This is a genomic window from Tardiphaga sp. 839_C3_N1_4 (assembly GCF_051811045.1).
Lineage (GTDB): Bacteria > Pseudomonadota > Alphaproteobacteria > Rhizobiales > Xanthobacteraceae > Tardiphaga.
Map to the genome: position 1 here is coordinate 792,295 of NZ_JBPWQD010000001.1, position 14,948 is coordinate 807,242.

Consider the following 14,948-nt stretch of genomic DNA (forward strand, 5'->3'; position numbering starts at 1 on the left):
GCCGAGGTTCGGATTCGATATAAGCCCTAATAAGTCAAATATTGCGGCGGGAGCGCGGCGTTGTTCCCATGCCGTAACGTGCATAACGCCGCGCAGATAGCAGATTTTTATGCCAGATACGATCCTCAAAGCCCGGGCACACAGCCTTCTTGCAGCCTCCGCCCGCAGCAACGTTCCCTCGTTCATGGTGATGGATGTGATGGCCGCCGCGGCGCGGATCGAGGCCGCTGGCGGGCACGTGATTCACATGGAAGTCGGGCAGCCGGCAGCGCCCGCGCCACAGGTGGCCATTGATGCCGCGCAGGCCGCACTGGCGCACGGGCGGATTGAATATACCGCCGCGCTCGGCACCCCGTCGCTGCGCGCGCGGATCTCCAGGCATTATCGCGACGTCTATGGCTGCACGGTCGATCCGGAGCAGATCGTGGTGACCACCGGCTCCTCCGGCGCGTTCATCCTGTCCTTCCTGGCCCTGTTCGAGCCCGGCGACCGCGTCGCCGTCACCGTGCCCGGCTATCCGCCGTATCGGCATATTCTGACTGCGCTAGGCTGCGAGCCGGTGCTGATCGAAACCCATGCCGACAAGCGCCATGCCTTGACCGCCGAGGATCTGCTCGCCGCGCATCGCGAAAAACCGCTGAAGGGCGTGCTGGTCGCGAGCCCGGCCAATCCTACAGGCACCATGATGTCGCGCGAAGCGCTCACCAGCCTGATCCACGCGGCCGATGATGCGGGCATCCGCTTCATCTCCGACGAAATCTATCATGGCCTCGATTACGCATTCCCGGCAGTGACCGCGGCCGAGCTATCGCCGAACGCGCTGGTCATCAATTCGTTCTCGAAATACTTTTGCATGACCGGCTGGCGCGTCGGCTGGATGGTCGTGCCGAAACCACTGGTGCGGTCCATGGAACGGCTCCAGCAGAACCTGTCGATCTCGGTGCCGACGCTGTCGCAGATTGCGGCAGAAGCTGCGTTCGACGGTCATGTACAGATGGAAGACATCAAGCATGGGTATCAGGAGAACCGCCGCATCCTGACCGCAGGATTGCCGCAAGCCGGTCTCACGGACTTCCTGCCGGCCGATGGCGCCTTCTATCTCTATGCAGACGTGTCGAAATTCACGTCGGACAGCTTCGATTTTGCCAAGCAGCTGCTGGAACAGGCGCACGTCGCCGCAACACCCGGCAGCGACTTCGATCCGATCCACGGCAAATCCTATATTCGCTTCTCCTATGCGAGCTCGACCGAAGACATGCATGAGGCGGTCGCGCGGATCAGCAAATGGCTCGGGCAGGGCGGCCCGAAGTGAGAGAGCCTGTCTTGTCGATGGATTCATCCGTCTCGAATCTGCCCCACGTCTCGATCGCCAGTGTGTGGTGGCCAAGCCGCGGTGAGGGCCTTGCCGCTGCGCGCCGTGCCGTGGTGCTGGCAGCGTTTGGCGTCGCGTTGTTGGCGGTTTCGGCGAAGATCAATCTGCCATTGCCATATGTGCCGATGACCCTGCAGACGCTGGTTGTTTTGATGATCGGCGCCGTCTATGGCTGGCGCCTCGGCACGTTGACGATCATCGCCTATCTCGCCGTCGGTGCATTGGGATTGCCGGTGTTCGCTGGGCCCGTTGGTGGCCTCAAGCCGCTCGCAGGGGCGACGGCCGGCTTCCTGTCCGGCTTCGTCGTTGCTGCGTTCATCACGGGCTGGTTCAGCGAACGCGGATGGGATCGCTCGATGGTCCGCCTGTTCGTTGCCATGGCCATCGGCCACATCGTGATCATGGCCATGGGCTTTGCGTGGCTGGCTTACGGTATGAAGCTCGGTGCCGAGAAAGCCTGGTTGGTCGGCGTGATGCCGTTCCTGGCGGGGGCATTAGTGAAGAACACATTGGGCGCGATCCTGGTACCCGTCCTGCGCGGAATGGTTGATCGCCGGTATCGCTGAACGCTCGGCGCGATATTTGTTCGTTAATCGCCCAAGTAATTCCGCGTGGCGGCTTGCAAGAGGCCGCCCATGTGACTAATGACCGCGGCAGTAAAAATGCTCAGGGAGTTGAAGCGGAATGTCTGCGGTAACGGCAACGGCGGGTCCGGGAGCGGCCGCTCCGGTCAAAAAGCCCTGGTACAAGGTTCTCTATATTCAGGTGCTGATCGCTATCGTGATCGGTGTGCTGGTCGGGTGGCTGGAGCCTCAGTTCGCCACCAATGAATGGATCAAGGCGCTCGGCGATGGCTTCATCAAGCTGATCAAGATGGTGATCGCGCCGATCATCTTCTGCACCGTGGTGTCTGGCATTGCCCATATTCAGGACGCCAAGAAGGTCGGCCGCGTCGGCATCAAGGCGCTGGTCTATTTCGAGATCGTCTCGACCTTCGCGCTGATCCTTGGTCTTGTGATGGGCAACCTGTTCCAGGTCGGCCATGGCTTGGTGACCAAGACTGAAGGCAGCGCGGGCGCAGTCGCCAACTACGTCAAGCAGGCCGAAGCGACGAAGTCGGTCGATTTCGTGCTCAACATCATCCCCGACAGCGTCGTCGGCGCTTTTGCCAAGGGCGACATCCTGCAGGTGCTGTTGTTTGCGATCCTGTTCGGTTTCGCGCTGATGGCGCTGGGCGAGCGTGGCCACAGGTTGCGCGACATGATTGATGAGACGTCGCATGCCGTGTTCGGCGTGATCGCCATTGTCATGAAGGCGGCCCCCCTCGGAGCATTCGGCGCGATGGCCTACACCATTGGCAAGTTCGGCCCGGCAGCGCTCACCAACCTGCTGAGCCTGATCGTGCTGTTCTACGCGACTGCAGCACTGTTCGTGGTGGTCGTGCTCGGCATCATTGCCCGCATCGTCGGCTTCAACATCTTCAAGTTCATCGTCTACATCAAGGATGAGCTTTTGATCGTGCTCGGTACTTCTTCGTCGGAAAGCGCGTTGCCGCAGCTGATGGAGAAGCTGCAGCGTCTGGGCTGTTCGAAGTCGGTCGTCGGCCTCGTGGTGCCGACCGGCTATTCGTTCAACCTCGACGGCACCAACATCTACATGACCCTGGCGACCTTGTTCATCGCCCAGGCGCTTGGTGTGGATCTGTCGTTCGGCCAGCAGGTGACTATCCTGATCGTGGCGATGCTGACCTCCAAAGGCGCTTCGGGCGTCACCGGTGCCGGCTTCATCACGCTGGCAGCCACGCTGTCGGTGGTCGATCCGCGTCTGGTGCCCGGCATGGCGATCGTGTTCTCGATCGACAAATTCATGAGCGAGGTGCGCGCGCTTACCAACATCACGGGCAACGGCATTGCTACGGTGTTCGTGTCGTGGTGGGAAGGCGAGCTTGATCACGACACGATGCACGCCAATCTCAACAAGACCATCGATCCGTCGGATGTGGACTGATTCGCAGTAGATCGCAGCACTAAAAAAAGCCGCCCGGTTTTGCCGGGCGGCTTTTTCGTTGTTGCGTTGGAAGGCGCTTAGTCGCTGCCGAGGACGCGTGACCACCAGCCAGCTTTGCGCGGCTGGGCTTCGGCTGCTGGCGCTGCGGCCACAGGAGCAGGTGTCGGCTCCGGTGTAGTGGCCACAGGCGCTGCAGCGGGCTGCGGCTCCGGAGACGTCGAACCGAAGTTGACCTTCTCGCGCACCGTCGAGCGACGGCGTGCTGCAGCCTTGTCATCTTCCTGCGGTGCCGCAGCTTCCTGCACGGGGGAAGGTGCTGCGACAGGAGCAGGGGCAGCCGGCGCCGGCTCAGGCGCTGCCGGAGCGAACATCGGCACGGCGTCGTGACGGCTCTGTTCGGCCTCTGGCTGTGGTGCGGCATAGGACGTCACGGCGTCCGGAGCTGCGTGCTGGCGCGTGTCCTGACCTTCGAGATCGGCCACAGCATCGCTGGCTTCCGAGCTCTGCGTCGGTCCGAGTTCATCGGAAATCGATCCGGCCAGACCTTCGTCGTTACCACCACGCCGACGACGACCGCCACGACGACCGCGGCGACGCGGACGTCGCTCGCCATCGGCCGGCTGGTCGGTACGGGCTTCACGGGGCTGATCGTCGGTCTCGTCGTCTTCGCCTTCGCTGTCGCTGTCGTCGCCAACGGTTTCGACGTTACCTTCAACCGCGCCTTCAGCGGCGTTCTGGAACTCGCCGCCCTCGCGACCGGGGGCGCCGCCCTCGCGGGCTTCGCCCGAGCGACCACGACGGCGCCGACGACGCTTGCGCTTGCGCCCATCACCGTCTGCATCGCCAGCGGCGCTTTCACCCGAGGTCTCGTCGTCGGTGAGACCTTCGGTCTCCTCGGTCTCGATCTCGGCTTCCGTCTCGAACAGGTCTTCGTCGTCGAAGGGTTCTTCTTCCAGCGGCGGCGGGAAGGCCGCAACCTGCGCCGCGAGCAGCGCCTTGGCGGCTTCAAGCGTATGCACCTGTTCGCCGCGGTCGATCACGAAGGACTGCTGACCGCTGACATTCGGATCGGCGATGACGGCGAGCGTCACCTTGAAGCTGTTTTCGAGATCGCGCAGATGGCCACGTTTGTGGTTCAGCACATAGAGTGCGACATCGGTGCGGGTGCGCACAATCAGGTTATGCGTGGCGCCCTTCATCAGGGTCTCTTCGAGGCCGCGCAGCAACTGCAGGGCTACTGACGAGACCGAGCGGACATGACCGCTGCCGCCGCAATGCGGGCAGATATCGGTGGAGCTCTCCAGCACGCTGGCGCGAATGCGCTGGCGCGACATTTCCAGCAGGCCGAAATGCGAGATGCGGCCGACCTGGATGCGCGCGCGATCCTGCCGCAGGCAGTCGCTCATCTTGCGTTCGACAGCGCGGTTGTTGCGCTTCTCGTCCATGTCGATGAAGTCGATCACGATCAGGCCGGCGAGATCGCGCAGGCGGAGCTGACGCGCGACTTCCTCGGCGGCTTCGAGATTGGTCTTCAGCGCGGTGTCTTCGATGTGGTGCTCGCGGGTCGAACGACCCGAGTTCACGTCGATCGAGACCAGCGCTTCGGTCTGGTTGATGACGATGTAGCCACCTGAGCGGAGCTGCACGGTCGGCGAGAACATCGCGTCCAACTGGCTCTCGACGCCCATGCGCGAGAACAGCGGCTGGCCGTCGCGATACTGCTTCACCGCGCGCACATTGCTCGGCATCAGCATGTGCATGAAGTCGCGCGCTTCCTGATAGCCGGCTTCGCCCGCAACCTGGATTTCGTCGATTTCCTTGTTGTAGAGGTCGCGCAGCGAACGCTTGATCAGCGAGCCTTCCTCGTAGACGAGGGTCGGGGCCTGCGACTTCAGCGTCATGTCGCGGACGGTTTCCCACATCCGGATCAGGTATTCGAAATCGCGCTTGATTTCCGGCTTGGTGCGCGAGGCACCGGCGGTGCGCAGGATGATCCCCATGCCTTCCGGCACGTCGAGGTCCGACACCACTTCCTTGAGACGCGAACGATCCTGTGCCGAGGTGATCTTGCGCGAGATGCCGCCACCGCGTGCGGTGTTCGGCATCAGCACGGCGTAACGGCCGGCGAGCGACAGGTAGGTGGTTAGCGCGGCGCCCTTGTTGCCGCGCTCTTCCTTGACGACCTGCACCAGCATGACCTGGCGACGCTTGATGACTTCCTGGATCTTGTACTGGCGACGCGGACGGAAGGCGCGCTCGGGGACTTCCTCGAGAACGTCGTCACCGCCGACGGATTCGACCTGATCCTCTTCGGCTTCTTCCTCGCCGTCTTCTTCGTCTTCCTCGTCGTCGTGTTCGTCGCTGTCAGCGGCAGCGGTGTGCTCACCCTCGGCACGCTCTTCGTGGTGAACGTCCTCGGCATGCGCCGCGTTCTCTTCGGCGTGAGCGGCCTGAATCTGTTCGTCATGCGCGTGATCATCATGCGCTTCGGCGGCAACTGGCGCCGGCGTCTCCGCAACGACTTCAACCGGGGCAGGCGAGAAGCCTGCCGAAACAGGCTGTTCGGTCACAGGCTCGGATGCAACGACCTCGGACACGACGACCTCGGGAGCCGCAGCTTCGGCAGCGACGCTCTCGGACGCGATCGGTGCGGCGGCGTGATCGTGGTGATCATGGTCGTGCGCATGATCGCCTTCGGCGTGCTCATGCGCGTGGGTGTGCTCGTGACCGTCATGGTCATGATGGTCGTGATCGGCAGCGTGGTGCCCGTCATCATGGGTATGGCTGTGGACCTCGAAGGCCGGATCGCGCGGCTGTTCGGCCTGCGACGGATCGACCGCTGTCGTATCGACGACATCGCTCCGCACCCGCTCGCCACGGTCGCGGCGACGGGAGTTGCGATGACGCGAGCGCTTACGGTTGGAGCGGTTTTCGGTCTCTTCTTCAGCTTCGCGATGGGCCCGTTCATCCGCCTCGATCAGCGCCTGACGGTCGGCGACCGGGATCTGGTAATAGTCCGGATGGATTTCGCTGAAAGCTAGAAAGCCGTGGCGGTTGCCACCGTATTCGATGAAGGCGGCCTGCAGCGACGGTTCGACGCGCGTGACCTTGGCGAGATAGATATTGCCGCGGAGCTGCTTGCGCTGCGCAGTCTCGAAATCAAACTCTTCGACGCGATTGCCGCGAACCACGACGACCCGGGTCTCTTCCGGGTGGGTCGCATCGATCAACATTTTGTTTGGCATTTGGAAGCTCATGGAGGCGGACGGCATGCGTGGCGGCAAGCGCGTGTCGCGCAGCCGGGTGACGCAACGGTCCACCTGATTCGGGGGTGAGGGGAAGGCCGAAACACAGCCCTGAACGCCGTGCCGATCGCGAGGTCAGTGCGGGGCGACGCGCGAGGCTTGGGCCTCGCATCGGCATAGTTCCCACCTGGGTCTCGGTCGGCATCACAGTCTGGCGCATCAAGCGTCGGCCCGTCTGAACATCTTGGCGGCAAAGGCGCCGCCTTTTGCTGACGTCCGGCGCGCCGCAGAACGCGGTCACCGGCTGTCGCATACTCCGCCCGTAAGGCCGGAATAATCGGTCATGAAGTGTCTAAAGCCGCCCCGGGAGCGAGAAAGGACCTGGGACCGGACACCGCCTGGGCTAGGACCGCCTCTCTGGGCAACCGCGCGCTGCGCTGGTTGTAGAGAGGAGGCCGGAAAACGCTGGATCCACCGAGTGATAGTCGGGGGAACGAGCGCTGCACCGGGAGGCTGAACGCGACACAACCGGGAGTTAAACCGTCAGCTCTTCGTACATACGAGGAATGGGGGGCGCATGCAAGGGAAGCGTCACAAGGCTGCAACACTCAGGCTTATTCGATACGGCGACTTAAGCTCCGGTTAACCCTGCAATCCTATTGGGTTAATGAGGGGCTGCTTCGGAGGCAGTGGATTCGTTGACGAGCCGCACAAACCACATCGTCGGGCTGGCCACGGTGCTCTTCAGTGCCGGTTTTGGGCTGTTTTGGTGCCCGAACTCCGCCCAGGCCGCTGGCGAGACGCCACGCGCGGAAGTCGAGGGTGTGTTCCCGATCGCCTCCGACGTGCGGATCGCTGGCGACGAGAAACAGACCCGTTTCATCCTTGATCTCGACAGGAAGATCCCGCTGCGTGCCTTTGCGCTGGCTGACCCATATCGGGTGGTCATCGATCTTCCCCAGGTCAATTTCCATCTCGATCCCGGCGCCGGGACGGTCTCCCGCGGCCTGATCAAGGCGTTTCGCTACGGTTTGGTAATGCCGGGCGGGTCGCGCATGGTGTTTGACCTGACCGGACCAGCCAAGATCAAGAATTCCTACGCGCTCGATCCCGCCAACGGGCAGCCGGCGCGGATGGTGATCGAACTCGAATCGGTCGATCGCACGACATTCGTACAGGCGCTGGCGGTTGAGAATCGTCCGGATCTGCGACCGGCCGTCGGAACGACTGCTGTGGCATCTCCGGCTGCCACTAAGATGGTCGCCAGCGCCGTGCCCGATGCCGCGCCGGACGCCCGTCCAGTCATCGTGATCGATCCCGGTCATGGCGGCATCGACAACGGCACCCAGGCCGGCGGCGAGAGCGAGAAGGGGATCGTGCTGGGTTTCGGTTTGGCCCTGCGTGACCGTCTGGAGAAGCTCGGCAAATACCGCATCGTGATGACCCGCGCCGACGATACGTTCATTCCCTTGGATGAACGGGTGAAGGTGGCGCGCAACCAGTCGGCCGCTTTGTTCGTCTCCATCCATGCTGACGCATTGCCGCGCGGCGAGGGGGATGCGCAGGGCGCCACCGTCTACACGCTGTCCGACAAGGCCTCCGATGCGGAGGCGGAGCGGCTGGCAGACTCGGAAAACAAGGCGGACGCCATTGCCGGCGTCAATCTGACGGAAGAGCCAACCGACGTTGCCGACATCCTGATCGACTTGGCGCAGCGCGAAACCCGGACCTTCTCAAACCGCTTTGCCCGGCTTGTGGTGGGCGAGATGAAGACCACGGCGCGGATGCACAAGCATCCCCTCAAGTCGGCAGGTTTCCGCGTGCTCAAGGCCCCGGACGTCCCCTCGGTGCTGATCGAACTGGGTTACGTGTCCAACAAGGACGATCTCCAGCAGCTGATGTCCGAGAACTGGCGCTCTAAGACTGTCGGGGCGGTCGCCAAGGCGATCGACGGCTTCTTCTCCAAGCGGATGGTCTCTGCCGGTCCGGGAAACTGACGACCGGAACTGAAAATGACAAATCTTTCAGTACGAAAGCCCCGGCCTTCAGTATGAAAGCCCTAGTTTGGCCACAGCCGGAGCTCTATAAAAATTTCCGTGTGGCTGTCAGAATCGGTCAAGACTGACGGCCATTTCGGGTTGTCTCCTTGCTGATTTTTGCCGCGGGACTTGTTGCTGACTTCGCGCCCATGGGGGCCGCCGTATGCTATATTGCGGCACAGCGATTGAAACGGATCGTCGATAATGCGTCTGCTGGTGCGGTTTCTGGGTTTCTTGTTCGCTGCAGGAACCGTGGTGTTCCTGGTGGGCGTCGCCGCCGCAGCCGGGCTGATCTGGCATTATTCCAAGGACTTACCGGACTATTCGCAGCTTCAGGATTATGAGCCGCCGGTCATGACACGCGTCCACGCGGCGGACGGCGCGTTGCTCGGTGAATACTCCAAGGAGCGCCGGCTCTATCTGCCGATTCAGGCCGTGCCGAAGCTGGTGATCAACGCGTTCCTCGCGGCCGAAGACAAGAATTTCTACGAGCATGGCGGCCTCGATTATTCGGGCATGGCGCGTGCGATGGTGCTGTATGCGCAGAACCTCGGCTCCAACCGCCGGCCGCAGGGCGCATCGACGATCACGCAGCAGGTTGCGAAGAACTTCCTTCTGACCAACGAGGTCTCCTTCACCCGCAAGATCAAGGAAGCCTTGCTGGCGATGCGCATCGAGCGCACCTATTCGAAGGACAAGATCCTCGAATTGTATCTCAACGAAATCTATCTCGGCCTCGGTGCCTATGGCATCGCCGCTGCGTCGCTGGTCTATTTCGACAAGTCGGTGAACGAACTGACCGTGTCGGAAGCGGCGTATCTCGCAGCTTTGCCGAAGGCGCCGTCGTCGCTGCATCCGATCAAGAACCGCGACCGTGCTATCGAACGCCGCAACTATGTGGTTGATCGTCTGCTGGAGAACGGCTGGATCAAGCAGGCCGATGCCGACAAGGCGCGCAAGGAGACGCTGAGCGTCACCGGCCGCAACAGTTCGGGTCACATTTTTGCTGGCGAGTATTTTGCCGAGGAAGTGCGCCGCGACATCCTGGAACGCTACGGCGAAAAGAAGCTCTATGAGGGCGGCCTGTCGGTCCGCACCACACTGGATCCCAAGCTGCAGGTGATGGCCCGCAAGACCATGACCAATGGTCTAATCAATTTCGACGAGATTCGTGGCTGGCGCGGTGCAACCAACAAGATCGATATCTCCGGTGACTGGGGCGTGAAACTTGCCGAAGTGAAGGCACTGTCCGACATCGCGCCGTGGAAGCTCGCCGTCGTGCTGGATGTCAGCGATCAGTCGGCGCGGATCGGCTTCCAGCCGGGCCGTGAACTCGGCGGTGCCGTGCTCAAGGATCGCCAGACCGGCATCCTCACGCTGGACGGCGTACGCTGGGCCAAACCCGCCGCCGGCCCGACAAAGGGCAAAACACCGACGGCCGTGTCGCAGGTTTTGGCCGCGGGCGACGTGATCTATGTCGATCCGCTCACAAACAAGGACGGCTCGGTCGTCGAAGGCCAGTTCCGGCTGCGGCAGTATCCGGAAGTGTCCGGTGCCATGGTTGCGATGGATCCTTTGACCGGACGTGTACTCGCCATGGTCGGCGGCTTCTCGTTCGACCAGAGCCAGTTCAACCGCGCCACGCAGGCCTATCGTCAGCCCGGCTCATCCTTCAAGCCGCTGGTCTATTCGGCAGCGATGGACAATGGCTACACGCCGTCCACCGTCGTGGTCGACGCGCCGATCGAGATCGATCAGGGGCAGGGCGCCGGGGTGTGGCGTCCGGAAAACTATTCGACCGGTAAGTATTACGGCCCGGTGACGCTGCGTAATGCATTGATGCGCTCGCTGAACACCGTGACGGTGCGACTGGCGCAGGACGTCGGCATGCCGCTGATCGGCGAATATGCTAAGCGATTCGGCGTCTATGATGAATTGCCGAATTATCTCTCCTATGCGCTCGGCGCCGGTGAAACGACCGTCATGCGGATGGTGACGGCTTATTCGATGTTCGCCAATGGCGGCCGCCGCGTGAAGTCGACGTTGATCGACCGTATTCAGGACCGTTACGGGCATACGATCTTCAAGCATGACCAGCGCGAATGCCGCGGCTGCGACGCGCCGGAGGGTTGGAAGAACCAGGCCGAGCCGCAGCTCGTCGATCGCCGCGAGCAGGTGCTCGACGCCATGACCGCCTACCAGATCACCTCGATGATGGAAGGCGTCGTGCAGGGCGGCACCGCGACCGTGCTCCGCGAAGTCGGCAAGCCGATCGCTGGCAAGACCGGCACGACCAATGATGAGAAGGATGCCTGGTTCATCGGTTTCTCGCCTGACGTCGTCGTTGGTATCTATGTCGGTTACGACAAGCCCCGGAACCTCGGCAACAAGGCCACCGGCGGTGCGCTGGCTGCGCCGATTGCGAAGGACTTCATGAAGCTTGCGCTCGCCGACAAGCCGGCCGTACCGTTCCGCGTGCCTGCCGGCATCAAGCTGATCCGCGTCGACGCCAAGTCGGGCATGCGCGCCGGACCGGGCGATGGCGGCCGCACCATCCTCGAGGCCTTCAAGCCGGGCACCGCGCCGCCGGACAACTACTCTGTGATCGGTGTCGCCGATGCGGATGGTCGTTCGCTCTCGGTGTCGCCGGAAACCGACCGCAGTTTCATGCGACCGGGAACGGGCGGCCTGTATTGAGGTTCATCTGACCTACAGCAGATCCTTGCGGATTGCGCTTTGCCGCGCACGCCGCTACATCCCGATCACCATTCGTATTGCGGCTGATGCCGCCAGATCAGAGTTTCCATGCGCGCTGAAATCGAACGCCTCGTAGAAGAGATCAAGCAGTCAGTCGGGCTGCTGAGGAGGCATCTTTGACGTCGATGCATCCACGGCACGACTGGCTGAGCTGAACGCTCTCGCCGAAGACCCCAATCTCTGGAACGACCCCCAAAAGGCCCAGCGCCTGATGCAGGAGCGCACCTCGCTTGAGGACTCGCTTCAAGGCATCGGCAAGGTCACGCGTGAACTCGACGATAACGTCGAGATGATCGAACTCGGCGAGGCCGAGGGCGACCAGAGCGTCGTGACGGAAGCCGAGAGTGCGCTCAAGGCGCTGAAGAAAGAGGTCGCGCGCCGCGAGCTGGAAGCGCTGCTCTCTGGCGAGGCCGATCGCTTCGACACCTATCTGGAAGTCCATGCTGGCGCCGGCGGCACCGAGAGCCAGGACTGGGCCTCGATGCTGCTGCGCATGTATACGCGCTGGGCTGAAAAGCACGGTTTCAAGATCGAATATCTCGAAGAGACGCAGGGTGAAGAAGCCGGCATCAAATCGGCGACCATCCAGATCTCCGGCCACAATGCCTATGGCTGGCTGAAGACCGAAGGCGGCGTGCATCGTCTGGTGCGTATCTCGCCTTACGACTCAAACGCCCGTCGGCACACGTCGTTCTCGAGCGTCGCGATCTTCCCGGTCGTGGACGACAGCATCAAGATCGACATCAACGAGTCCGATGTACGCGTCGATACGATGCGTTCGGGCGGCGCGGGCGGTCAGCACGTCAACAAGACAGAATCCGCCGTACGTCTGACGCATATTCCGAGCGGCGTGGCCGTGGTCTGTCAGGCCGGCCGTTCGCAGCACAAGAACAAGGCACAGGCCTGGGACATGCTGCGCGCGCGACTCTACGAAATCGAGCTGAAGAAGCGCGAAGAGAAGGCCGCCGCCGATCAGGCTGCCAAGACCGATATCGGCTGGGGTCACCAGATCCGCTCTTACGTGTTGCAGCCCTATCAGATGGTGAAGGATCTGCGTACCGGCGTGCAGACGTCGGACACCTCTGGTGTGCTCGATGGCGACCTTGACGAGTTCATGGCGGCGACGCTGGCGCAGCGCGCCTTCGGCACCTCGCCAGGCGCAATCGACGACGTAGACTAACCCATGCCCCATGTTGCGTTCATCGGTTTGGGACGCATGGGGCACGGCATGGCCGGCCGCTATCTCGAAGCCGGTTTCAGCGTTGCCGTCTGGAATCGGAGCAGGGCGAAAGCAGAAGATCTGATCGCACGTGGCGCACGCTGGGCGACGTCGCCGGCGGATGCCGCAGTAGGCGCCGACGCTATCGTCACGATGGTCGCCGATGACGAGGCTTCACAGACTGTGTGGCTCGGCACCGATGGTGCCGGGCAAACCGCGAAGGCGGGCGCGTTCGCGATCGAATGTTCGACAGTGTCGCACCAGCACGCGCTCGACCTTGCCAGGGCGCTGCAGGATCGCGGCCTGATCTATATAGATAGTCCGGTCACCGGTCTGCCGGATGCGGCTGCAAGCGGCAAACTCACGCTGCTCGTCGGCGCGGATACTGCGGACCTCGACAAGGCCCGGCCGTTCCTGGCGCCGATCGGATCGACGATCCGGCATTTCGGCCCCGTCGGATCGGGGACGGTTTACAAGCTGATCAACAACCTGATGGGCGCAATCCATATCGCTGGGCTCGCCGAAGGTCTGGCGATCGCCGAACATGCCGGGCTGGACATGAAGCTGGTGCTGGAGTCCATCGCGAGCGGCGTTGCGGCAAGCCCACAGGTGCTGCGACATGCGCCGCGGATGGTGGCCCGCGATTATTCAGGTGCATCCTTCACCGCTGCACTGCGCCATAAGGATGCGGCCTATGCTGTGAGATTGGCGGAGCAGCTTTTGCAGGCCAGGCCCCTGGTCGGCGCGGCGGCTGTTGAAGCCTATGAAAGGGCGAAGGCTTTCGCGCCCGACGATGACGAAGCCAAAATGATCGAGCTCATCTCGCAACCGAGAGACGGCTGAGCAAGCTAACCGCCCGCCAAAGTCTGCGGCGTCTTGAAACAGTCGCGTCGCTGCGCGGCCGCTTCCGTTCTTCCTGTCACCCGATATCATCCCCATGCCGGAACTCAATATCCGGCGCTGGCTTATCCCGACGCCGCATATCGCGGTGTCACGAATTCAACGGGGTGTGGGGCATGAACAAGATCATTCCAATTCTTGCTGTTGGCGTTGCATTGATGCTGGGCGGCTGCGGCCGCGATCCCGGACCGGCAGGTCCGAAGGGCGAGACCGGCGCGCAGGGGCCGGCCGGTCCGCAGGGTGCGCAAGGCGTTCAGGGCATTCCCGGCGCGCAGGGACAGGCGGGTGCACAGGGACCGCAAGGTCCGCAGGGCACGCCTGGCGCCAAGGGTGACAAGGGCGATGCGGCACCGGTCAGCTTCCGTGCGGTGCAGGCAGATGGCGCGATTAGCTGCGAGGCGACGGAGACGCTGGTGTCCGTTGTCTGCCCGAGTGGCGGCGCACCGGATGGCACCAAGTGCACCACGACACCAACCGTTGGTCTCTGCCTGAAGAAGTAATTGTGTGGCAGATTGAAATCGGCTGATAGCGAACCGGCCCCTCGCTCGCAGGTGAGCGAGGGGCCTTCAAACTTGCGGACGCGTGCTAGGCCTTGCCGTCGCTGCGTCGTCCGTAACTAGGAGGCACCGAAATCACGAGATAGTATTCACACCGGCGCGCAGTTTTGTTCTCGAACCAGTGCTCGACGTCGACTTCGAAATAGAGCGAGTCACCTTCGTCCAGAACCGTCTCGGTATCCTTGGTTCTCACGGTGACGCGTCCGTGCGTGGCAAGGACATGTTTGGATGTGCCCTGCGGGTAGGCGGGCAATTTGCCGGTCGAGGTTTTCGGGGGCAGGTGATGCAGAACGACTTCGACTGCCATACCGGCCATGACGGGCGACAGCAGGAAGCGCTCGAAGCCCGTCTTTGAATCGCGAAAGATCTGGCGTTGATCCTTGCGCACCACAGCGAAGGCGCGGCGCGGCGCGTCGTCGTCGCCCATCAGCGTCGAGAACGATGTCTCCAGAGCCAGCGCGATACGTCGCGCGACCCCGATCGTAGGGCTCTTCTCGCCACGCTCGACCTTCGACAGCATCGCCCGACTGACACCGGACTGCTTGGAGAACTGCTCCAGGGTCAGGTTGGCCTGTTCACGCAATATGCGAACCCGATCGCCGAATGCGCGACTGACGGGGTCTTCACGAACGACCTTCCGCGTCGCCGGTTTCGCCATATCGGGTGCTGCTCCAATGTTATTCGCGGATGTAATCCGCTGGTGATTCCATCTTAGGCGCCGTTGCCCGCCATGTCACATCCTGCTGCGGCAGATGACCGCGCGCGTCTTCTAAAGAATAAATAGTCCGGATGATCAGCTTGCAAAAATCTTCTATCGAAGATAGGTGTATCTTTAGAAGATGCCGGCGATCC

General features: G+C 62.4%; 10 protein-coding genes. 8 read left to right on the forward strand and 2 right to left on the reverse strand.

Annotated features, from left to right (window positions below; translation table 11 throughout):
- Positions 1-109 precede the first annotated feature (109 nt).
- The 3 genes from AB8A38_RS04120 to AB8A38_RS04130 all read left to right on the forward strand — a co-directional run bounded on the left by AB8A38_RS04120 (position 110) and on the right by AB8A38_RS04130 (position 3,379).
- Complete coding sequence (locus AB8A38_RS04120) at positions 110-1,312, forward strand: pyridoxal phosphate-dependent aminotransferase (RefSeq protein ID WP_439085071.1); 1,203 nt, start codon at positions 110-112, stop codon at positions 1,310-1,312.
- A gap of 17 nt (positions 1,313-1,329) precedes the next feature.
- Complete coding sequence (locus tag AB8A38_RS04125; RefSeq protein ID WP_439085072.1) at positions 1,330-1,938, forward strand: biotin transporter BioY; 609 nt, start codon at positions 1,330-1,332, stop codon at positions 1,936-1,938.
- A 118-nt stretch (positions 1,939-2,056) separates the two neighbouring features.
- On the forward strand, positions 2,057-3,379 hold the full coding sequence (locus AB8A38_RS04130) for a dicarboxylate/amino acid:cation symporter (protein ID WP_439085073.1): 1,323 nt from the start codon (positions 2,057-2,059) through the stop codon (positions 3,377-3,379).
- 77 nt (positions 3,380-3,456) lie between these two features.
- Here AB8A38_RS04130 and AB8A38_RS04135 read toward each other — a convergent pair whose 3' ends face one another.
- The gene (locus AB8A38_RS04135; protein WP_439085074.1) at positions 3,457-6,624 is read right to left on the reverse strand and encodes an Rne/Rng family ribonuclease; all 3,168 of its coding nucleotides are present in this window, start codon (positions 6,622-6,624) and stop codon (positions 3,457-3,459) included.
- A 698-nt stretch (positions 6,625-7,322) separates the two neighbouring features.
- Here AB8A38_RS04135 and AB8A38_RS04140 point away from each other — a divergent pair.
- The 5 genes from AB8A38_RS04140 (at position 7,323) to AB8A38_RS04160 (ending at position 14,039) form a co-directional block, all read left to right on the forward strand.
- Positions 7,323-8,621 carry an N-acetylmuramoyl-L-alanine amidase gene (locus tag AB8A38_RS04140; protein WP_439085075.1) on the forward strand — a complete coding sequence of 433 codons (1,299 nt, stop codon included), beginning with the start codon at positions 7,323-7,325 and terminating at the stop codon, positions 8,619-8,621.
- Positions 8,622-8,867: 246 nt separating this feature from the next.
- Complete coding sequence (locus AB8A38_RS04145; protein WP_315842343.1) at positions 8,868-11,360, forward strand: penicillin-binding protein 1A; 2,493 nt, start codon at positions 8,868-8,870, stop codon at positions 11,358-11,360.
- 108 nt (positions 11,361-11,468) lie between these two features.
- Positions 11,469-12,600 (forward strand): peptide chain release factor 2 gene (prfB, locus tag AB8A38_RS04150; protein WP_439085076.1). Its coding sequence is split into 2 segments (ribosomal slippage): positions 11,469-11,537 and positions 11,539-12,600, totalling 1,131 coding nucleotides; the frame shifts between segments, so codons are not numbered across the junction.
- 3 nt (positions 12,601-12,603) lie between these two features.
- The gene (locus AB8A38_RS04155) at positions 12,604-13,482 is read left to right on the forward strand and encodes an NAD(P)-dependent oxidoreductase (RefSeq protein WP_439085077.1); all 879 of its coding nucleotides are present in this window, start codon (positions 12,604-12,606) and stop codon (positions 13,480-13,482) included.
- 173 nt (positions 13,483-13,655) lie between these two features.
- Complete coding sequence (locus AB8A38_RS04160) at positions 13,656-14,039, forward strand: hypothetical protein (RefSeq protein ID WP_068736651.1); 384 nt, start codon at positions 13,656-13,658, stop codon at positions 14,037-14,039.
- 85 nt (positions 14,040-14,124) lie between these two features.
- Here AB8A38_RS04160 and AB8A38_RS04165 read toward each other — a convergent pair whose 3' ends face one another.
- Positions 14,125-14,754, reverse strand: coding sequence for a helix-turn-helix domain-containing protein (locus AB8A38_RS04165; protein WP_089264128.1), 630 nt, complete (start codon positions 14,752-14,754; stop codon positions 14,125-14,127).
- Positions 14,755-14,948 lie beyond the last annotated feature (194 nt).